The organism is Dorea sp. AM58-8 (assembly GCF_003464045.1).
Lineage (GTDB): Bacteria > Bacillota > Clostridia > Lachnospirales > Lachnospiraceae > Claveliimonas > Claveliimonas ammoniilytica.
This window is the reverse complement of record NZ_QSDM01000028.1, coordinates 1-21,266: the sequence shown is the minus strand read 5'-3', so window position 1 is coordinate 21,266 and position 21,266 is coordinate 1. Positions and strand designations below refer to the sequence as shown.

The following is a 21,266-nucleotide window of genomic DNA, read 5'->3' as shown; positions in this document are numbered from 1 at the left end:
TGCTTCGATCGTGGGATACAAACATCCCAGTCTTTTGTCATCTTATGATTGCATTATAAAAGGTGACCTTAGGTCACCTTCAAGTCTTTTTAGAAAATATTAAGATTTATTTTTTAATCTCACACACAAACACTCCTGCATCTTTGGTTATCTTAAATCCATCTTTCGTCTTCTTCCGCACATAATTGCGAAATTCGCTGTACCGGTTCGGCAGATACTGTCCCTGATTACCATGACAAGAAAGCACATATGCTATCAACGGCTCCGGTTCCGGTACAACCAGATAATCTTCATACTGTCTCCATTCAATCTGCTCAAAGTAAGGATCCAGAATATCACGCCCATTCTCTTTGCCAAATCTTTCATACAGATGCTCTGCAGATAATATGATATGCTCATCGAACTTCTGCACCAACTGGCTTACCTCTTTCATATGACTGCTGCCATAAGCTCCACACACAAATATCCCGCCCGGTTTTAATACCCGGCGTATTTCACCACAAACCCGTCCGATATCTTCACAGTAAAACAACACATGATTCGCCGTCACAACATCGAACATATCATCCTCATACGGAATCTTACACGCATCCGCCGTTTGAAAATAAAACCGTTTATCTCTCACACCGATTTCTCGTCTGGCATCTCTGAGCATTCCTTCCGAAATATCTGTCAGATGCAATTCTATCTGTTTTGGCAGCTTCTCCTTATTTTCTTTCCACAGTTCACCATCACCGCAGCCAAGTTCCAGCACTTTCATATTAGACTTCAGATCTAACTGCTCATAGATCCACGGAAACCATCCCTGCGTGTTCTGCGAATAAAGACTGTGAAGATTAATTCTTGCCGAAATATTCGATGCATCCTGATACTGGTTCTTCAAACTTTTCTCCATACCGGTTAGATGGATCAAATTCAACATATTGCTCCAGTCTACCGTCCGTTCCGTCTGGATCACATCCATCGTATCCTGAATTGCCTGCTCAACCAGCTGCATCTGTTCCAGCCTGTCCTTCACAAGCTTTAACTGAATCCCCAGTGAATTCAGAAGAAAATGATAATCCACATCGTCAATCGTCATTTCTCGAATATCATCCAATGAGAATCCCAGGTACTTAAGAAGCAATATCTGCTGAAGCCTTGCAAAGTCCTCTTCCGTATAAAACCTGGCTCCTGCCTCACTTACCAAAGATGGCTTTAATATATTCTGTTTATCATAATATCGTATTGTCCGAAGCGTTACACCCGCCATGCGAGCAAACTCCCCAGAAGAATAATAACCTGGTTTTTTCATTGTCACCTTTATACTTCACTTTTGCTGATCAGACAGTTCTTTTGATAAAATGATGCTCCGTATTTTATCACCTTCTGATATCCCTGCGCAGAGATACCATCTGCATACCGCATATCGTCTATCTGATCCATTGCCTTTTCTGCCGACTTCTGCAAACTCTGCATACTATCAGCAATCTTAATTTCTATAATAACTGCCTGGCGTTTTTTCTTATTTTTTATTACCAGATCCGGTCTACCCAGACCACTTTCATAATTAGACTCTACTATATATCCTGCATTTGTAAATAATCCTGCTAAAAATGCATGATAGAAACTTTCTGCGTAATCATGATAACTGATCGTTTCAAACAAAAGATCTGATATCAGTTCTGATAAGCTACTGACATCTTCATTCCACAAAGCTTTAAACAAGCTGCTTCTGTCCCGAACTGCTATCCGTTCATCAAACCAGCGCACTACACTTTTTCTGAAAATATCCATAATCTCTGCATTTGGGATTTTCAAAAAAACCTTCGACTTTCCCTGCAATGGCTGTCTGTTATCCTTGGTCAGATATCCGGTCAGATATAATACGCTCCACAGATTTTCTTCCGAATCCGTCAAATTCTCATATGTCAGATTATCTGTGATTTCAACTTCTATTGTTTCACCGGCAAGAAGTCTCTCAAAAGAATCCGTCACATCCATGCCTTCGCAAGACAAAAATGTACGAATAATATCATTATGACTCGTATTTTCCCAGAAATTCTCCGGTTCACTTTCTGATTCAAATGCCAGTTTATTCAGATAACACAACACATCCCACGGACAGTAAATCTCCGTCTTTCCAAAACAGTATCCATCATACCACTTTTTAATCTGACCCTGATACTTAATATTTCCGGTATCCTCCAGAAGCCTTTGTACCTCTTCATTGGTAAATCCAAAATAATTACTGAATCTTTCATCCGCAATTGTATCTGCCATAAAATTATTAGTACCCGTGAAAATACTTTCTTTAGAAATACGCAGACATCCTGTGATTACAGAAAATTTAAGTGCTGTATTATCCTTCAGCGCCTGACTCATCATAGTGCCGATCACGTCCAGCATCTCATTGTAATACGCCTTATTTCCTGCTTTTGCCATCGGCACATCATATTCATCAATAAGCAGAATCACCTGTTTTCCGTAATATATCTGCATCATACGCATCAATACCCGAAGGGAGATCTGCACATCTGTTTTATTCCCCTGTCTGCGTTTCAATCTACCAAAGATGTCTTTATAGGATTCATCAATTTTCATACTCTCTTCCAAGTATGTATGTTCCACATACAGCTGCGAAATAACAGACTGCAACAATCCATACGCGTCTTCGAAGCATTCTCCGCCTACGTCCTTAAAACTCAGGAAAATCACAGGCCATTGATTCATCCATCCTTGACACAACTTCTGATCCTTTGCAACCTTCAAGCCTTTAAACAAATCTCTGTTTTCTCTTCGAATGTCAAAGAAAGATGCCAACATACTCATCACAAGCGTCTTTCCAAATCTGCGAGGTCTTGTAAAAAGTGTAATCTCTGCAGGTTCTGTCTTCAGTAACGTCTGAATCAGATCTGTCTTATCCACATAGTAATAGTCATTTTTCCTGATTTTTTCAAATTCTGAAATTCCAATTGGGATATTATACTGCATCACTTTTCACCTCCACACTGCACATATATTTTATTATAAAATATCTCCCGGCTTTCCACAACAAAAAAACGGGAATACAATCCAACACTATTTTCTTCTTTTTAATGTTCTCGTAACTCTCCTCAGTGGACTGGTTACTTTCCACGATGTCGAAGACATCACTTCATCGACAAGAAATTGTAACTGCTCTACTTCTCTCTGTTTATTTTCTATTGCTTTTTGCTTTTCTTCCACGTCAGCTTTTAAATGCCTGATATCACCCTTCGCTTTTTCCAGTTCCCCTAATAAATCAAAATTTCTTGTACGATATTCTTTGTAGTATTCCGACAGGGAAAATTCCATTTTTTCTTCCAATACCTTTAACATTTTTTCATTGTCCAAAAGTTCCTCATACTTTTCCAACCCAAGAAAATTTGCATTATCTCCTGAACATCGAAGTAGTATATGAGCCTTCTCACACTCGAGTTCTTCCTGACTTTCTGATTCAGGATTTATGAAGTCTTCTTTAAAATATCTGACAAGATCTTCATTGTCAATATTCTCCATAATTCTTTTTCTTGTCAGCATCATTATATTAGGGAATGCGTATATTCTCCCATCAGTTTTCCCACTAATTTTGTTTACCGTTTCTTCCCATCTGTATCGCACGAGCTTTTCTTCCAATATATGAATCGGATACTTCATCACGATTCTTGTCCACAATTCATAGTCCTCTGCCGGAACATATGCCAAATGATAGTATCCACCCACATGTTCTAAAACATTTCTTCGAATCACTACTGATGGATGACACAAACAATTCCCTTGATAAAAGAAAAAGCGCAACCATTCTCTCTGTGATTTATTCTCCGCACTGTTAAACAACTGAAAATATTCATCATACATATCATTTGCTATATTTGAATATTCATCAATAATATTAACTTTCGTAAAGCATGCCCCGCATTCAGAATGGTTTTCCATGTACTGCACTTGGATTTCCAATTTATTTAACTCCCAAACATCATCACTGTCAATCCTTGCAATATATTCTCCGGATGCCATTGAAAGCGCTAAATTTAACGAATACGCAATATTTCGGTTTTTCTCTGCATAATATTTTTTTATTCTTTTATCATGATAATTTTCAATAACTTTCCTCGATGAATCTGTTGATGCATCATCAACTATAATAAATTCAAAGTCTTTATAAGTTTGGCTTAACACACTGGAAATAGATTCGTCCAAATGCTTATCACCATTATAATTAGATAATAATACACTCACTTTCGGCATAATGCACCTCCCATACAGCGTACATTCTTTTTTTCATTATATAACAATTCCCGGTTTTCTAAAACAGAAACGGGAAGTATCTTTAGCCCCCAATAATTACTTAAACACTTTACTCAACCATCTGATAAATAAAATCACATAAAGAATGAATATTGCTGTAACGACAAAAGTCTCTATATCAAATCGATGTGTTATAGTTCGCAATACCATCACACCTTCTGCTTTTTCTCCTTTTACCTCAAGAGGTACTTCTTTATCCGCTCCTGGAACCGCATACACGATTATCTGTGCATCCTTTTCGCACTGTTCGGCCGTCAGTTCAAATGTATATGTCTTTCCTTTACATCCTGTAAGTTCATCAAACTTCAGTGTAAAAAATTTGCCTGCTTTGATCTTTTCTAATGATACACTTCCGGATGCTACTTTTTTATCATCTTCATCTTTCAGAAGATAACTAATTTTCTTTTCATTTGCCTGCCCTGATACAGACATTTTTATATTGATACCATCTAGCTTATCCTCTTTCGAAGTAAAACTCTGAGATACCGTCTCACCCTGTTCCAGTCCAAGTGCAACATACTTACTGGTATCCACTGTTCTATCATATATGGCATTATTCTTATCCACAATAGCATACACACATGTAAAGGCTATCAGAACAACCGCAAAAATAATCCAGCCTAATTTCTTCTTCATTTCCTGCGCTCCTTATATTCTAATATGACGTTCTGTATATCTCAGCAATTTTTTTACAATCGCCAAACATTCGCACATTACCTTTTTCCAACCAAACAACTTTATTGCATAATTCTTCGACCTGATCAATACTGTGAGATACAAAAAGCAATGTAGTTCCCTTGTCCAACATCTCCTGAATCCTTCTCTGACATTTTTCCTGGAAACGAAAATCTCCAACTGAAAGAACTTCATCACAAATCAGAATATCCGGTGTACCTATTGTTGCAATCGCAAATGCCAGTCTTGAAACCATACCAGAAGAGAAATTTTTAACCGGAACATCGATGAAATCACGTAATTCTGAAAATTCTATAATTTCTTCGTAATGCGCTTCCATTTCCTCATGGGATCTACCCATAAGAGCTCCATTAAGGAAAATATTTTCACCTGCAGTCAAATCAAAGTCAAATCCAGCTCCAAGTTCAATCAACGGTGCAACCTCACCACGTACAGCCACAGAACCTTTGGTCGGCTTCAGCACACCCGCAATAATCTTCAGCATCGTACTTTTACCACTACCGTTCAATCCGATCAGTCCCAGTGCATCTCCTCGCTTAATACTAAAAGACACATCTTTCAACGCCCAAAATTCATTGGTAGAAATCTGGCTTTTCAGTGTTTTGATAAAATATTCTTTTAAACTGTCCACTTTTTCAGATGCAAGTGCAAAACGCATAGACACCTGATCCACACTGATAATGTCTGTATTATCCATTCTTCTTTTCTCCTATATATCCAAGATAAATGTATCCTGACGTTTGTAGAATACATACAATCCAATTACCATTACCATTGCTGTTTCAACTGCTGCCAACAAAATCGAGCCAATACTTGGCAACATATTATTCAGCATAACATCTCTAAACATCATCAGAATATTGGTGATCGGATTCAATAACACAATCTTCTTCAACCATTCTGGCAAAATTGACATCGGGTAAATAACCGGTGTCAGATACATCAACGCTGTAACGAATACCGAATACAGATGCATAATATCTCGGAATTTAACTGTAATCGCTGATAGAATCAGCCCGACGCCTAAAGAAAAGAACACAATAAAAATCAATGGTATTGGCGCTAAGAGCACTGTATAATGAAGTTCCACCCGCATAGCAAGCATTACAAAAATCATCGCTGTAAAAGATGCCAACAGATTAATTGAGCTAGAAAAAATACGCGACAGTACAAACATATATTTAGGAACATATATCTTTTTAATCAATGGTCCATTCGCGACAATTGCTCCCATAGCATTTGTGGTTGCTTCATTAAAAAAATTAAAAATCAACTGACCACTGAGCAGATACACTGGAAAGTATTCCACATCAAATTTAAACATATTAGAAAATACTACTGACAATACCACCATCATAAATAATGGATTTAAAATCGTCCAAAAAACACCCAGTATAGATTTTCTATATTTCGTCTTAATATCGCGCATTATCAATTCATTTAATAATGGTTGAAACTTTTTAAAATTTTGTATATATGTCGACACTCCAACGCCTCCTTGTATATTTTCCTATCTTACATCAATTGTCAAACTGAAATCGTTTTTATCCAGAGTCAAATTAGGACTGTAAAATGGATCTCCCTTCTGCAATACATCTTTCCACCGCTTCTGGAATCGATCCACTTCTGAATTGAAGCGTGCCACCTTTTCTTCTGTATCTTCATATCCTCTTGATTTTGATTCATAATGATTTAATTCGGCATATGGATCATAAACAATTAAATATCCTGCTTCCCGTATTTTCAAGCACAAATCGACATCATTAAATGCAACTGCATACCCTTCATCAAATCTTCCTACTTTCTCAAAGACATTACGTTTCACCATCATACATGCCGCTGTCACCGCACTGTAATCCTGTACAAGTACAATACGGGCAAAATAGCCAAGATCATCATGTTCAAATCCCACAAACGCATGACCTGCCACACCGCCCATTCCAATAATAACTCCGGCATGCTGAATTGTACCATCTTCATAATACAATCTGGCTCCTACTGCACCCACTTCCGATCTCTGACACTGGCTGAGCAACTCACTGATACAATCTGGATTCACAATTTCTGTATCATTATTCAGGAACAGCAAGTATTCTCCTTTCGAATTATCCACTCCCATGTTATTAATAGATGGATAATTAAATCCCTGCTCTTTCCAATAGACAACCTTAGCCTTTGGAATCTCCTTTTGGATTCGATCATAATATTCGAATGTCTCTTCTTTTTCACTGTTATTTTCAACAATAATATACTCCATATTATCGTAAGTGTTCACTTTTTCCAGAGACTGCAAACATTTATCCAGATCTTCGATATGATCCTTAGTTGGAATAATCACTGAAACTAACGGTTTATCCTGCAACTCATATTTAACCCGGTAAAACCCTTTTTCTGCTCTGCTGGTCACTTCAGCCGAAATTCCAAGTCGTTCAATGTGTGCTTCTATCGCTCTTTTTCCTGCTTCAAACGCATAATTCTTACTTTCTGGATTTTCAGCAGTAGAGTCTTTGTGCGCTCTCCAATGATACAGAATTTTAGGAATATGTACAATATTCTTTGTCTGTTCTACACAACGAAGCACAAAATCATAGTCCTGCGCACCATCAAAATCCGAATTAAGCTTTCCTACATTCTCATAGAGTGATCTTTTCACCACACATAAATGACAGATATAATTGACACTTCTCAGCATATCAATATTAAAATCTGTCTTAAAATGCGGTTCAAAATGCTCTCTTCCATTCATGCTGATCTTGTCTTCATCAGTATATATCATCTCAACTTCCGGATTTTGATTGATTGCTTTCACACACTCATATAATGCATCTGGTGTCAGTAAATCATCATGATCTGAAAATGCAATAAAATCGCCAGTAGCGATGTCCAACGCTGCATTTGTATTCTCCGATATCTGCAGTGGTTTTTTATTATAAACTACTCTGATACGCGAATCTTTCTTTTCATATGTTTTTAATACTCCTTCAATTGGTGACTCCGCTCCACTTCCATCTGACAGGCACAATTCCCAATTGCCATATGTCTGAGCCATAACAGATTCAATTAACTGAACCAGATATTTTTTCTGTGTCTTATATAAAGGCACAACAATAGACACCTTCGGCATGTATGAAAACTTCTCATTCTTCTGTCTGTTCAATTCTCCCTTTTTCGGAGTGCGAAGCTTCAGCCAACCTTCATATGGAATAATATCTTTCTTCAATATCTTCCTTTGTGCTTTTTCTAGCGTCTTAGCAATTCCATATTGATGAAATGTATTATTTGTTTTTTTCAACAATTCTCCTGTTTGAGATATTTTATTAAAGATAGAATTCTCATCCATATATACCTTTGAAAAGTCATTACGATCAAGAGAAATGACTTTCACTTTAACAACATCGGTCTTATTACACGGCAGAATTGCTTCAAATCCTATAGCATTTTCTTTTTTACACTCTGGAAATGCATTCACAACATCTACTCGTCGAACCTGATGAACCTCTGCTTTTATCGGTTTATTATGCTTTTCAAACTCTAACCTAGTATCTCCTGTATCAATATACCATCCCTTGATTCTTATTCCCTGATCAATTACTCGCATCTGATCAATATTATGTGGAATTTTTCTATACAATTTCTGTATAGTTCTGATTGAAAACGTTCTAATTATCTTCTTTTCACCCAAACCACACTGAACAATACGTAACTTTTTCATCTCTTTCCAATTTCCCGGAAGTTTAATCCAAAGATAGTACTGTTTTGTTATCAAATTATCATTTTGCGTAACCGGAATGGGCAATTCATGTTCTTCAATCTTCACCTGAAGCTTTTCATCATCAAGCGTAACAAATAATTTTTCATTACCCTTATCATTATTTCTAAATTCTCCCTTGATCAACAATATACGCTTATTATAAACATGAAATCGATAGCCACTCACAAAAAATTTGTTAAGCATCCTTATTCTCCTTATTCTTCTGCTAATACTCTAAAGCTACTATTTTGCAATTGCCTGTAATGTCACAAAATATAATGTCCAACAATTAAGATATATTGCTATCATCATTAAATATGGACATATACTTTTTTTCACCTTAACAAGGCCTGTCGAAATTGCAAGACCTCCAACTGGTAATACCGGCAGAAAATATCTTCCCTGTATTCCCTGTATTGTTTTACTTCCAATTGATGTCCAACTAAAGAGCAAAGAAACCATTACCAGTAACGATACAAACGCAAAAATCGCTCCACTCATATATCTAACACTATTTTTTATGCAATCCTTCCGTTTATCTTCAATTAATATACAAAGTAACACTATTATAATAAATGTAATCAATATGATATTCGGTATATTAAAATTCAACCATCCTAAAGGCGTTGATATCATCTGCCCCAAATAATCTGATGTAGAACGTTCAAAGGTACGCCAAAGAAGCCCTATGCTTATCAACGGATTCTTCAAACAATACATTAAGGAGATTTTTCCAACTGAGCTATCTACAGCACTTTCACCTGTTCCCAAAGAATCCAAAACAGTCATCATTCTGGTTCCCAAAAAAATCACCACGCTAAAAAGCACAGTACTACCAGCCATAAGTTTTTTCTGTTTCTTTCCACCAAATCGTTCTGCCGGAATCAAAAGTGCTAATCCTAAAATTGGTAAATAGATAAATTTCAATGATGTAATAATTACTATTGCACATGCCATGATAATTATATCGCTAATTTTAATTTTTGAAGGTAGAGCCATTTTTGATATTAGCAATGCACTCAACACAAAACAAGCATCTATTAATATTGAATCATAACTATAGGACACCACTTGTTGTAATGTAATTGGAAACAATCCAATCACACAAAACATTTCTCTATATACAGGAATATTCTTAAGCACCCAATACATACATATGCAGTAAAAAATGAGTGCCATAAATCTGCCCGCCATAATAATTTGAATACTTGACAACTTCAAAAATCTAGCTACAACCAATCCAATAACTTGTGGAATATATCCGACCGTTGCATTTAACATCGTTCGAGTTGATATTATATGTTTATCTTCTTCTGGATGAAGCATACCATCCACTTCTTTTACGTAGCTATCTTTTGTTATATCTGTAGTCTGTCGCCACAAACTACTATTCATTAAAACATTTCCCTTTTCATCTAATGTTTTCTCGCCTAATATTATACTGCTCTGTGCATATGCTGTAGCAAAATGTGCTGGTTCGTCTGGCACTGAAAATGGAGCCAAAACAAACATATACAGCGTTCCAATTAACAATGCCGCACAAACAAAGTATTTTTCTATATTCACACGCTTCACATTCAATAATATAACTAATGCCATGCACCCAAAAAATCCAAGAAATAATGCAATATAAAAATATTTTAATCCTTCATGTGTTCCATTTAACAAATTGTATCCCACAACTGTCTGCTGTATCTCTGTACCGTTAACAGAACACTTAATATTATTTTTATTTTTATATTCTACAGCCGGAATAAACAATCCACTTTTACCAACCAAATCTGCACGTATTAAAATCGTATATTTTTTCCCTTTTACTCCTGCTATACTCTTATCTAACAGAAAATTATAATACTCTCCTTGAGATCCTTCCTTCGAATTCCATTCCCACGATTTCAAAAGTTGTTCCATTTCATCGTATAATTCAACATGTGCATGAGCCTCTTCATTTCCAGTATTCCCTAATCTTAACGAAATTCCATCTATTTCATTCGTCTGAATTTCTATTTTCTGTTCAACAATATCATTTTGCTTTATTTCTATTTTACCTTTCGATTCTTCTGCTCCTACCACTTCTACTTTGTGCGGCGTATGAATACTATCATTCCATTCAAATCTATACGCAAAATACATCGAAATGCCTAATATACACCATATAACAATTATCAATACAAATAATTTATTTCCACTATAGCCTTTTTTTATTTTATCTATATATTTATTTAGCATTCCTTCATCCTTTTCTCAATACAATTTCTTTACTTTTTTCCCTTTTCATACAATGCCAATTCCTGCGCTAATTCTTTAATTCTGATAGATGCCCTCGACACCGCAACTGTCAAAACAAATATAATCATCAGCGAAAAACAAAACCCTAGGAAAAACAGCATATTAATCGGACTCGCTATTCCAAGCTTTCTCGCCATCCATGTAATCAATTGCGGAAAACAATCTAAAATAAAAATGCCTCCCCCAACAATCAACCAAGCCAATGCATATCTTAATTCTAATCTTTTGTTTCTAATCATATTGATTATCACACACAGTGCTAATATAACCGCTATTCCTATTATAATTTGAATTCTTATATTCATCTTGTCCACCTTTTAATACTTTCTTATACGTTCAATTAAAATTGCGAGAGTCACTTTAATCATATAATATACTGATTTTTTCATAGAAATAGAAGAGACTCCTCCTGTTCTTTCTTTCATAATAACAGGTATCTCTTCCACCTTCATTTTTCTTCTCAACACTGCCACTACACTTTCCGGCTCTGGATAATCTCTTGGATAATCAGTAGCAAATAATGCCATCACGTTACGTCCAATCATACGAAGTCCTGATGTTGGATCTGTAATTTTTGTACCGGTAAGAATTGTAATCAATTTTGAAAAAAATACAATTCCAACTCTCCTCAATTGCGATGACTGAAATCCTTCTTTTTCAATAAATCTTGATCCTATTACCATGTCCAAATCATTATTAAATAAATGTTCTGCCATAACACCAAGAAATTCTGGATCATGCTGTCCGTCACCGTCAACCTGTACAGCCACATCATAGTCATGTCTCAATGCATACTTGTACCCAGTTTGAACGGCTCCGCCTATTCCTAAATTGATAGGCAAATTTACTATATTATATCCTTTATCTTCACATATCTGACGTGTATGATCTGTCGAACAATCATTTATAATCACATAATCAAAACCTTGTGCATTTTCCTGTATAGCTGTAACTGTTTTTTCTATATTACTTTCTTCATTATATGCAGGAATAATAATCAACTTTTTCATAATTACTTTTTAATAATCCTCTCTAAATTATCTGTTGTATGTTCCCATGTGAACTTATTTTTCAATCTATTGTAACACAAATCTTGTCCTTTTTTTCTTAACTCTTCATCGGATGTTACTTTTTCAATTGCTTTATAGATATTATTTACAGAATTATCTCTCATTACAATTCCATGATCCTCATCTATAACAAGTTCTTTTGTACCACCCCGTTCGGTAGTTATAACATAACACTTACATGCAGCTGCTTCCAAAGCAGAAGTAGACAGCCCCTCCGATACAGAGGGCAAGCAAAAAATATCAGATTGTTCTAATAAAGCAATTACATCTTGAAATTGTAACCGCCCTAACGGGATAATATATTCTGATTTATGTGATTCAACATACTCTTTTTCTTCACCTTCACCAGCAATCATCAAATACACAGGTTTATGTGTTTTATTAAATTGTTCGACTGCTTCAATTAGTTCATATATCCCCTTCTCTTTTAACAATCTTCCTGTAAATACTATAACCTGATCATCTTCTTTTATTAAAAATTCCCTTCTAAAATCTCTGTTACAGTTTTCTTTCAAACGTTCTATTTTATTCAAATCTACCGCATTGTACAGTACACCTTCCGATTGAATTCCAAAATGTGCAGACCACTCACGACACGCCTCTGATACTCCATAATAATGTTTACAAATTTTTTTCAATATTCCAGTATGAAAATGTTCATAGACCCCACCAACAAAATCCAATACTTTATTATGTACCGACAAATGGCTGGTTCCATGTTCTATACAAATACTCTTTATATGCTTCTTCTTTGCATATAAAGCTGCATATATAGAATGAAGGTAAAAACGTGCGTTAATCACTACGATATCATAATCATGGTTTTTAAGATAGCGATGTATTTTCCAAAAATCCTTATTCAACTTCATAACCGGGAAACGCCCGTTAATCAAATTATAGCACGGAAATCTCAACACTTTAATTCCGTCCAGTTCTTCTCGCAAAGGACTTCCAGTAGTATTGTTAGTAACAATAGCGACTTCGTTTCCTCTTTTTATTAATTCTTTGGAAATATTATACGTATAATTTTCAATTCCACCCATATGTGGCAAAAACTGAGCCGCAAATATACAATATTTTTTATTCATTATTCTTTTCCTTTTTCAAGCAAATCATAAATATTACTAATGTAACTGCAAAAAATACGATCATACTGGTTGCATATGCCATAGCCGCCCCCATTAACTCCCATCTATTTACCATTTCAGCTACAACAAGCTTCACATATACCCACGATATCACATATGAACACACAAGCAAATACTGCCGTCTAATTACAACCAATGCATTATCTAATACATAAGAAAATGTGCAAAAGCATCCGCCCGCAACCATTATCAATAATTCATTACGATACCGTTCCAAATCAAGAGCATAAAGTATTGATAACACCGGAATTCCAAGCAGAAAACTTCCCAGCATCAATAATACAGCCATAACAATTAAACACAAAAAAATTATTTTAACAATTTTAAGAAATCCTTGTTTTCTTCCACAAGCCCATTCTATAGCCATTTTAGTCAACAACGGACGAAATACAATATATGCTAGCGTCAAAACAGATGCAGGCATAAATAAAACGCTGAAAATAGTTTGAATTCCGTTTCCCAACTGCCCAGCTGCGATTGCTGAGTCAATCTTCATTTTAGGTGCATTTGTAATAGCCATCATTAAAAATGCATTAATAAAAATAGGCGCGCCTTCTTTGATCAATTTCCAAATCCAGATTATATTTTTATTCCATGCCTCTTTTACGTTAAAACATTTCACTGTAACTGAATAACGTATATTAAATATCACAAAACTAACCACGTAAGCAAGCAATAATATTATACACGAAATCATCAAATCATGCCAAAGGAATAAGCTAAGTGCAAATCCGCTAACACCTATTACAATTCGATATGTACATGCTTTTCCAACCAAATCAAGTCTTTCTTTTTGTTGAAAATATCCTTCATAAATATCTGCAAATCCATCCACTGCACGAAACAAACAAATAATCAATACAATTGAAGCTTTATACACACTATAATGTTTAACTATGACATACCCAGCACTACATAACATCATTACAACATTAGATATCATTCTAAACCATAAATATTGTCCAAACTTAAATACTTCTGTCACATCAGTAGCCTGATAAGTTCGTATTTGAAATGTACCTATAGTTGCCATTAATTGCGAAATTGACCACGCAATACTGAATATATCAGCTTTTTCCCCTGATAACATCCGTGTAACAAGCATTAATGTTACCACTGAAAGCAAAGAACTAGCCATACTTCCCACTATATTCCACACAAAAATTTCTTTTCCAGTTGGAGTACTATTAATATTTTTCATTCTATTTATCCTTTACGCATTTTTATAAAAGAGCAGCCATGCAATCCAAGCAGGAAAATAAGCTAATATTGCTAACACTCGATATGGTGCCCTTCTTATTGCTTTTTGTCGAGCCATCCTACAGCCTACCATATAAAGTATTGTTTGTGAATATCTATCTTTCCATGTTTCAGAATATTCTATTGTTTGTCTTTTTAATTCAGCATAACTTTTAGGATTATTTTTTGCCAATTTACGAACATTTTTGGTATATCCATCATTCAAATACTCTTTAATCATTAATATTTCAGGTAATACTGCCATTTTATATTTCTGATCGATCTGATAATAGACATATCCCTCTCCCATAAATTTTTCGCCTTCCGCAACCCAAAAAGGATATTTTCGTAAGATATTTGTATAATATGCCAACGTGGCATCACCCTTAAATTTTAATTTCCCATATAAATCTGTTAATCTTGTTATTTTCAAATCAGCTGGGAAAAAGGTTCCCATTGGCGTTCCATCTGGATGTCCTTGCAACGAAATAATTCCAGCAATTGAAGCATCCATATTGTATCTTTCAAAATATTCCAATTGTTTTTCTACAAATTCAGGCAGAACATAGTCATCCGAATCCACACAAACAAATATTTCTTCTTTACTTTTCTCAACTCCCAAATTATGCGCTCTTTGCTTTCCACCATTCGCTTGTTTAAAATAACGAATTTCAATCTTTTTTTCTTCAATCCATTTTTCTACAAGTTCTTGTGTATTATCAACTGATCCATCATCCACAATCAACCATTCAAAACTTTTAACCGTTTGTTGGCACAAACTATCATATAATTTTGGCAAAATATATGCACGATTATATGTTGGAGTAAAAACTGTCATTCTTTTTTTCATCATTATATATATTTGCATGAGGCTTCACTACTAAACATGCATTTCCTTTCTTTTTTCTAAATAAAATTCTTCTATATTTTTTGCCACCTGCTTTATATCATAATTTGCATCCATGATATAGCTATAATTATCTTTTCTCTGATATTTTTGTATTTTTCCCTCAATTATCCTTGCCCATTCATCACTTGATTTTGACAACGGAATACAAGTTACATCTGGTGTGATAATTGCTTCTTCCGGTATCGCATCCGAAAAGAAACACGGCAACCCCGCCGCTTGTGCTTCAATCCCAACTATTCCCAAACCTTCATATGTCGATGGAAAAATAAACGCATCAAACATATTCATTAAATCAGGAACATCATCCCTTACTCCCAAAAACTTCACATACTTTTCCAGATTATTCTGATAAACCAGTTGCTTAACCATCTCTTCCTCAGGTCCTCTGCCAACCAAAACCAACAATATCTTATCATCGACATCACACATTTTTTTTAACACTTCAATAATAAATCTATGATTTTTTTCCGGCGAAAACCTCCCTACATGTCCTAAAATAGTTCTTTCCTCAAAACCGAATTGTTTTTTTAATTGTTCATGTTTTTCTTTATCATATCGATATTTTTCACAATCAATAGCATTGTTAATTACCTGAAATCTATTTGAAGATACAACCTCTTTCCCAAAACGATCTACTCCTGCTTGTTTAGAACACGCAAAAAAATAATTACCTATATATCGAACTTTGTGAGCAAATATTTCAAAAATAATTCTCTCAAGCAAACGCGTCGAATTCGTTGCATGACTATGTGCCACAGTATATGCACCTTCTTCTTTTGCAACTTTAAGATATGCAGGCGCCAAACTACCAATATGTCCATGCACAATTTCATACGAATGTTTACTAAAAAAAAGTTTAAATCTTTTCTTAAGATTAAAGTAATTATAACCTTTAAATGCAGGCATATGATAAATCTTTCCACCCAGAGATTTTATTTCCTGATCATAATCTCCTTCTTCGTCTGTAAATACCATAAAATCGAACTGCACCTTTGATCGATCAACATGTCGATATATATTCATCAACATTGTCTCAGCACCAGCCCGATCCATTTTTCCGATAACTTGAAGTACTCTTAACATTATTTACTGTAAACCTTTCTTAATCTTGTATCTCTCCAAAATCAATAATATATGGTGCATGATTTATTCTTTGTTCCTTAGGCGGCAATTGCATATAGTCTCCATATGTCCTTTTTAAATGTACATCTATATTATTCATCATTTGTATAGAAATATCTTCATACTTCATTTCTTTTATCGGAAAAATCTCATTATATTTTGCATGATATTTTAACGAAGCACCATCACCAAAAGAAGTATAGTTTTTCAACTTCATATGATTATACTTTGTACACTCTTTTACAAACATTCTATATATTACTCTAGGAGAAAAATGAAAAATCTTTAACACATAATGAATACACCAACAAATTACCGCATATATGTGATGCTTCATTCCTTCATATGGAATAATTGGATGTGCAGATCCGCATAAATATATTAGTCGATCCAAAAATAAAGTTATCAATTGTTGATTTTTAGCTTTATGAGACGTTGGTGCTATGCAATCAAATGGGAAAATATCTATAAATATACATTGATCACAATCCAATTTATCACTCAAATATGAAACAAACCTTGTTCCCTTACGCTGAAATTTCGTCACACAACAAGCATAGTTTTTATCAACTTCTGGAGTCATAATCTGATATTTATCTCCCATTTCTTTTTCCACAACTCGAATAAAAGTATCATAATCCTCCCTAAGCATTCCAACATCAATATCATCATCCCAAGGAATAAATCCGCCATGTCGAACAGCTCCTAACGCAGTACCAAATACAGCAAAATATTTCAAATCATATTTTTTACATATAGAATCCAAATCACACAACATCTCCAATTGAAGCTTATGCAATCGTTTCAATATTTCTGGTTGATATTCTGTATTTCTTTTTATATTTTGTAACATAATAAATCACCTTACTTTCATATCATTTTTTACATATCCTTTTTAAAATCATCGTTACTATCATTCCGACTATAAAAACAAAAGCCTGAAGTATCACAACACAAATCATAGGATGTAATCTGGCACAACCTCTATAATACAGCGGCAAAAACATTTCTATCCAAAAATCTCCCATTACATATATTCCAAGCGTGAGTCCACCAATATAACTCACTATCTTTTTTACATTTGCACTAAACTTGTATTCATATTTTATCCATATACTTTTCAACAAAAGAAACACGCATATCGATAATATAAGCACATTAATATATTCCTGATTACTATAAAATAAATAATCATTTGGTGATGTCAATTTGTTATTATCAATTAAGACTCTCCATTCATGATAACTTAAAGCCACATTAACGCATGTTTCACCGATAACAATCAGCAATAACCATTTTATCATCGTTTCTTTTACACAAATATATTTTTCTAAATAATATCCTAAAATTACCATTAACACATATACACCCAACATTGACCCTGTCACCAATGAGCTCACTCCATTTTTCCCCATGCAATGTGCAATAACCGGGCATACACTTAATATAAAGAAACCACTTATCAATATATATTCATAATCTCTCTTTGTCATATGCTTTGTCATTTTTTGTAATACTGGTAATATCAACAAAATTCCTAAATACATATATAAGTACCACAAGCAATTGCTAAAAGGTCTTTCTATCATTCTTTGTACAAATGTCAAAAATCCGAATTTCGTATGTAATCTAATACATTCATTAATATAACATCGATGACATTATTATAATAATGACTATTTTCTTTATACGTTTAAACAGTTTTCCATATGAATCTTCTTTGCCCAATAACACAATGCCTGATATCATCAGAAATACCGGCACCGAAAATTTACACAAAAAAAATGAGAAAACACTTACACACCAGGTTTTCCCTCCGGGTACATAATCCCAAAAGACATATGAAACTGTATGATTTACGATTACAAAAAAGCACGCAACTATACGTATAAATTCTAAATATATTTTTTTATTTTTCATATTATTTCCTATTTTTGTTTTAACTTAATTTGTTTTTTAGTATATCATATTTAATATCATTAGTAAAGTTCGCATAATATCACTCAATGTCTAGCCATTCAGAAGTTTCCATTCTACCATCCGCTTTTACTTTCTACTTGACATTTACTACTTCAAACTATAATATATGTATATGTTCATATAATTTGGAGGTGTTAAGTACATGAACATTCAAGAATATGATATTTTGAACGCAATTTTTACTACAACAAATCCAACACAACGTTCATTAGCCGATTGCTCCGGTCATTCTCTTGGTATTGTGAATCGTTCCATCAAGAAGCTTACATCTGATGGCTATCTCACTTCTTCCATGCAGCCTACGGATAAAGCAATCGCATTATATAAGCATTCTGTTCCACAGAATGCCATTATACTCGCTGCGGGTTTTGGAATGAGAATGGTTCCAATTAACACGGAAACGCCAAAAGGATTGCTGGAAATACACGGCGAAGCTTTAATCGAACGTATTATCAGGCAACTGCACGAAGCCAATATTCATAATATCTACATTGTAGTAGGATTCATGAAAGAACAGTATGAATACCTGATTGATGAATATGATGTTACATTGATTGTAAATGCAGACTATGCTTCAAAAAACAATCTGCATTCTCTCAATCTTGCATCAGAATATTTGAAGAATTCCTATATCATTCCTTGTGATATCTGGTGCAAAGATAATCCATTTCACACACACGAGCTGTATTCATGGTATATGGTGAGTGATACACAAACTAACGAAAGTTCTGTACGTGTTAATCGAAAAATGGAACTAACCGCTATTTCTAAAACAGCTGTCGGCAATGCGATGATCGGTATTTCATATCTTTCTGAAAATGATTCTTCATATATTCAGCAGAGATTATCGTCTTTAGATGATGACGCCCGATATGATGGTTGCTTTTGGGAAGAGGCATTATACGATCACAACCGTATGATAATTCCAGCCAGAATCGCATCTGGCTCAAATACAGTTGAAATAAATACTTACGAACAATTACGAGAACTTGATGAGCATTCTAATCATTTACAATCGGACATCTTGCAGATAGCTGCAGATGCTCTTAACGGAAACCAGGAAGACATCTGTAACATTACAGTCTTGAAAAAAGGAATGACCAATCGATCTTTCCTCTTTGACTATCAGGGGATCAAACATATCATGCGTATTCCTGGCGAAGGAACCGATCAGTTGATCAACCGAAGAAATGAAGCAGCCGTTTATCAAACAATTCAAGATAAACATATCTGCGATGATATTGAATATATCAATCCTGAAAATGGATATAAACTCACACGTTTTTTAGATAATGCCCGTGTTTGTGATCCATTATCAACTGAAGATATAACCAAATGTATGAAAAAGCTGCGATCTTTCCATGATTTAAAATTAAAAGTAAACCATCGTTTTGATTTATTCGGACAAATAGATTTCTACGAAACACTATGGGAAGGAAAAGCTTCTGTTTATAGAGACTATCAGAAAACAAAGGCAGAAGTATTTGCACTCAAAAACTACATTGACAAATACGCTGCTGATGAAGTATTGACACATATCGATGCTGTACCTGATAACTTTTTATTCTGCACAGATTCATCCGGGAATGAAGACATTCGTCTGATAGATTGGGAATATGCCGGAATGCAGGATCCACATGTCGATATAGCAATGTTCAGTATCTACGCATTCTATACCAGGGAACAGATTGATCAGTTAATTGATATTTACTTTAATGGGAACTGCCCGGATACGACTCGTATTAAAATATACTGCTATGTTGCGGTAGCCGGTCTTCTTTGGAGTAACTGGTGTGAATACAAACGTAATCTTGGTGTTGATTTTGGCGAGTATTCATTAAAGCAATATCGCTACGCCAAAGAATATTCACGACTGGCAAAAAAAGAATGCATCGATAGAAATTTATTATAAGGAGAATACACCATGTATAAAGTAAAAAGATCCATCATTATGGCTGCCGGACTCGGCAAACGAATGCAGCCAGTAACTTTAACCACACCTAAGCCACTGGTATCTGTAAACGGAACACGTATGATTGACACTGTTATAGAAGGATTGCACCAAAACGGAATCTATGAAATATATATCGTTGTTGGATATTTAAAAGAACAGTTTTATATACTGGAAGAACAATATCCTGGAGTAAAAATCTTAGAAAATCCTTATTATGATACCTGCAATAATATTTCATCCTTGTATGTTGCCCGCGAGCATCTGGAGGATGTCATCATATTAGATGGTGATCAGATCATATATAATCCACAGATCTTACATCCGAAATTCGAAAGATCAGGATATAACTGTATTTGGACAGATACCCCAACCGATGAATGGTTGCTCACTTTATCCGATAATATTGTTACTTCCTGTAGCCGAACCGGTGGATCACATGGCTGGCAATTATACAGCATTTCCCGATGGAATAAAGAGGACGGGCGCAAACTAAAAAAACATCTGGAACTGGAATTTGAAGAAAAAAAGAACACTCAAATATACTGGGATGATGTCGCACTGTTTTGTCATCCGAATGATTACCAGCTTGGTATCCAGACAATGCATGAGAATGACATCATAGAAATTGACAACCTGCAGGAATTAGCCGCTATCGATTCCAAATACGAACGTTATCTGAATGGAGGAAACAAGTTTGAAACAAATAAGTAGAAGACAACTAAGAAATAAAGGGCATAGCAAATAAACCATCTTTCGGTGGTTTGAAAATCAAATATAGACACAACACCTAATCAGGTAA

General features: G+C 34.8%; 19 protein-coding genes. 2 read left to right on the top strand and 17 right to left on the bottom strand.

Translation table 11 applies throughout. The annotated features are described in order from the left end of the window. Positions 1-106 precede the first annotated feature (106 nt). From DXA18_RS14135 to DXA18_RS17730, 17 genes are all read right to left on the bottom strand, one after another. On the bottom strand, positions 107-1,294 hold the full coding sequence (locus tag DXA18_RS14135; RefSeq protein ID WP_118384440.1) for a MerR family transcriptional regulator: 1,188 nt from the start codon (positions 1,292-1,294) through the stop codon (positions 107-109). Positions 1,295-1,302: 8 nt separating this feature from the next. Then, a complete protein-coding gene (locus tag DXA18_RS14130) occupies positions 1,303-2,973 on the bottom strand; it encodes an AAA family ATPase (RefSeq protein ID WP_243007145.1) in 1,671 nt (556 codons plus the stop codon). Positions 2,974-3,060: 87 nt separating this feature from the next. Next, positions 3,061-4,248, bottom strand: a complete 1,188-nt coding sequence (locus DXA18_RS14125) for a glycosyltransferase (RefSeq protein ID WP_118384438.1) — start codon at positions 4,246-4,248, stop codon at positions 3,061-3,063. A 96-nt stretch (positions 4,249-4,344) separates the two neighbouring features. Continuing rightward, entirely contained in the window at positions 4,345-4,944 is a 600-nt protein-coding gene (locus DXA18_RS14120; RefSeq protein WP_118384437.1) for a hypothetical protein, read from the bottom strand. Positions 4,945-4,963: 19 nt separating this feature from the next. Further along, on the bottom strand, positions 4,964-5,701 hold the full coding sequence (locus DXA18_RS14115) for an ABC transporter ATP-binding protein (protein WP_118384436.1): 738 nt from the start codon (positions 5,699-5,701) through the stop codon (positions 4,964-4,966). A 12-nt stretch (positions 5,702-5,713) separates the two neighbouring features. Then, positions 5,714-6,490, bottom strand: coding sequence for an ABC transporter permease (locus DXA18_RS14110; protein ID WP_118384435.1), 777 nt, complete (start codon positions 6,488-6,490; stop codon positions 5,714-5,716). A gap of 24 nt (positions 6,491-6,514) precedes the next feature. Continuing rightward, the gene (locus DXA18_RS14105; protein WP_118384434.1) at positions 6,515-8,959 is read right to left on the bottom strand and encodes a glycosyltransferase family 2 protein; all 2,445 of its coding nucleotides are present in this window, start codon (positions 8,957-8,959) and stop codon (positions 6,515-6,517) included. A gap of 39 nt (positions 8,960-8,998) precedes the next feature. Further along, a complete protein-coding gene (locus tag DXA18_RS14100) occupies positions 8,999-10,984 on the bottom strand; it encodes a DUF2142 domain-containing protein (RefSeq protein WP_118384433.1) in 1,986 nt (661 codons plus the stop codon). A gap of 29 nt (positions 10,985-11,013) precedes the next feature. Beyond that, positions 11,014-11,349, bottom strand: a complete 336-nt coding sequence (locus DXA18_RS14095; protein ID WP_118384432.1) for a DUF2304 domain-containing protein — start codon at positions 11,347-11,349, stop codon at positions 11,014-11,016. 12 nt (positions 11,350-11,361) lie between these two features. Then, on the bottom strand, positions 11,362-12,054 hold the full coding sequence (locus DXA18_RS14090) for a glycosyltransferase family 2 protein (protein ID WP_118384431.1): 693 nt from the start codon (positions 12,052-12,054) through the stop codon (positions 11,362-11,364). A 2-nt stretch (positions 12,055-12,056) separates the two neighbouring features. Further along, positions 12,057-13,202 (bottom strand): glycosyltransferase family 4 protein, encoded by a 1,146-nt coding sequence (locus DXA18_RS14085; protein WP_118384430.1) that lies wholly within the window; start codon positions 13,200-13,202, stop codon positions 12,057-12,059. Beyond that, positions 13,195-14,463 (bottom strand): lipopolysaccharide biosynthesis protein, encoded by a 1,269-nt coding sequence (locus tag DXA18_RS14080; RefSeq protein WP_118384429.1) that lies wholly within the window; start codon positions 14,461-14,463, stop codon positions 13,195-13,197. The genes DXA18_RS14085 and DXA18_RS14080 overlap by 8 nt, the downstream gene beginning before the upstream one ends. Positions 14,464-14,475: 12 nt before the next feature. Beyond that, positions 14,476-15,354: a glycosyltransferase family 2 protein gene (locus tag DXA18_RS14075; RefSeq protein WP_158567157.1), complete on the bottom strand. Its 879-nt coding sequence runs from the start codon at positions 15,352-15,354 to the stop codon at positions 14,476-14,478. Between the two features lie 27 nt (positions 15,355-15,381). Beyond that, positions 15,382-16,440, bottom strand: a complete 1,059-nt coding sequence (locus DXA18_RS14070) for a glycosyltransferase (RefSeq protein ID WP_278337077.1) — start codon at positions 16,438-16,440, stop codon at positions 15,382-15,384. A 73-nt stretch (positions 16,441-16,513) separates the two neighbouring features. Then, positions 16,514-17,386 carry a LicD family protein gene (locus DXA18_RS14065; RefSeq protein ID WP_118384426.1) on the bottom strand — a complete coding sequence of 291 codons (873 nt, stop codon included), beginning with the start codon at positions 17,384-17,386 and terminating at the stop codon, positions 16,514-16,516. Between the two features lie 22 nt (positions 17,387-17,408). After that, entirely contained in the window at positions 17,409-18,122 is a 714-nt protein-coding gene (locus tag DXA18_RS14060) for an acyltransferase family protein (RefSeq protein ID WP_330424613.1), read from the bottom strand. Positions 18,123-18,174: 52 nt separating this feature from the next. Next, on the bottom strand, positions 18,175-18,453 hold the full coding sequence (locus DXA18_RS17730; protein ID WP_118384424.1) for an acyltransferase family protein: 279 nt from the start codon (positions 18,451-18,453) through the stop codon (positions 18,175-18,177). A 202-nt stretch (positions 18,454-18,655) separates the two neighbouring features. On the opposite strand from DXA18_RS17730, the gene DXA18_RS14050 reads away from it, so the two are divergent. Both DXA18_RS14050 and DXA18_RS14045 read left to right on the top strand, forming a co-directional pair. Continuing rightward, the gene (locus tag DXA18_RS14050) at positions 18,656-20,425 is read left to right on the top strand and encodes an NTP transferase domain-containing protein (RefSeq protein WP_118384423.1); all 1,770 of its coding nucleotides are present in this window, start codon (positions 18,656-18,658) and stop codon (positions 20,423-20,425) included. A 12-nt stretch (positions 20,426-20,437) separates the two neighbouring features. Next, a complete protein-coding gene (locus DXA18_RS14045) occupies positions 20,438-21,178 on the top strand; it encodes an NTP transferase domain-containing protein (protein ID WP_118384422.1) in 741 nt (246 codons plus the stop codon). Positions 21,179-21,266: the final 88 nt, after the last annotated feature.

Coding starts and splice junctions, on each gene's coding strand:
- DXA18_RS14065 (WP_118384426.1), bottom strand. CDS start 17,386: ATGTTACAAAATATAAAAAGAAATACAGAATATCAACCAGAAATATTG.
- DXA18_RS14100 (WP_118384433.1), bottom strand. CDS start 10,984: ATGCTAAATAAATATATAGATAAAATAAAAAAAGGCTATAGTGGAAAT.
- DXA18_RS14050 (WP_118384423.1), top strand. CDS start 18,656: ATGAACATTCAAGAATATGATATTTTGAACGCAATTTTTACTACAACA.
- DXA18_RS14080 (WP_118384429.1), bottom strand. CDS start 14,463: ATGAAAAATATTAATAGTACTCCAACTGGAAAAGAAATTTTTGTGTGG.
- DXA18_RS14105 (WP_118384434.1), bottom strand. CDS start 8,959: ATGCTTAACAAATTTTTTGTGAGTGGCTATCGATTTCATGTTTATAAT.
- DXA18_RS14090 (WP_118384431.1), bottom strand. CDS start 12,054: ATGAAAAAGTTGATTATTATTCCTGCATATAATGAAGAAAGTAATATA.
- DXA18_RS17730 (WP_118384424.1), bottom strand. CDS start 18,453: ATGAAAAATAAAAAAATATATTTAGAATTTATACGTATAGTTGCGTGC.
- DXA18_RS14070 (WP_278337077.1), bottom strand. CDS start 16,440: ATGTTGATGAATATATATCGACATGTTGATCGATCAAAGGTGCAGTTC.
- DXA18_RS14095 (WP_118384432.1), bottom strand. CDS start 11,349: ATGAATATAAGAATTCAAATTATAATAGGAATAGCGGTTATATTAGCA.
- DXA18_RS14045 (WP_118384422.1), top strand. CDS start 20,438: ATGTATAAAGTAAAAAGATCCATCATTATGGCTGCCGGACTCGGCAAA.
- DXA18_RS14085 (WP_118384430.1), bottom strand. CDS start 13,202: ATGAATAAAAAATATTGTATATTTGCGGCTCAGTTTTTGCCACATATG.
- DXA18_RS14115 (WP_118384436.1), bottom strand. CDS start 5,701: ATGGATAATACAGACATTATCAGTGTGGATCAGGTGTCTATGCGTTTT.
- DXA18_RS14125 (WP_118384438.1), bottom strand. CDS start 4,248: ATGCCGAAAGTGAGTGTATTATTATCTAATTATAATGGTGATAAGCAT.
- DXA18_RS14135 (WP_118384440.1), bottom strand. CDS start 1,294: ATGAAAAAACCAGGTTATTATTCTTCTGGGGAGTTTGCTCGCATGGCG.
- DXA18_RS14060 (WP_330424613.1), bottom strand. CDS start 18,122: ATGATAGAAAGACCTTTTAGCAATTGCTTGTGGTACTTATATATGTAT.
- DXA18_RS14075 (WP_158567157.1), bottom strand. CDS start 15,354: ATGATGAAAAAAAGAATGACAGTTTTTACTCCAACATATAATCGTGCA.
- DXA18_RS14120 (WP_118384437.1), bottom strand. CDS start 4,944: ATGAAGAAGAAATTAGGCTGGATTATTTTTGCGGTTGTTCTGATAGCC.
- DXA18_RS14130 (WP_243007145.1), bottom strand. CDS start 2,973: ATGCAGTATAATATCCCAATTGGAATTTCAGAATTTGAAAAAATCAGG.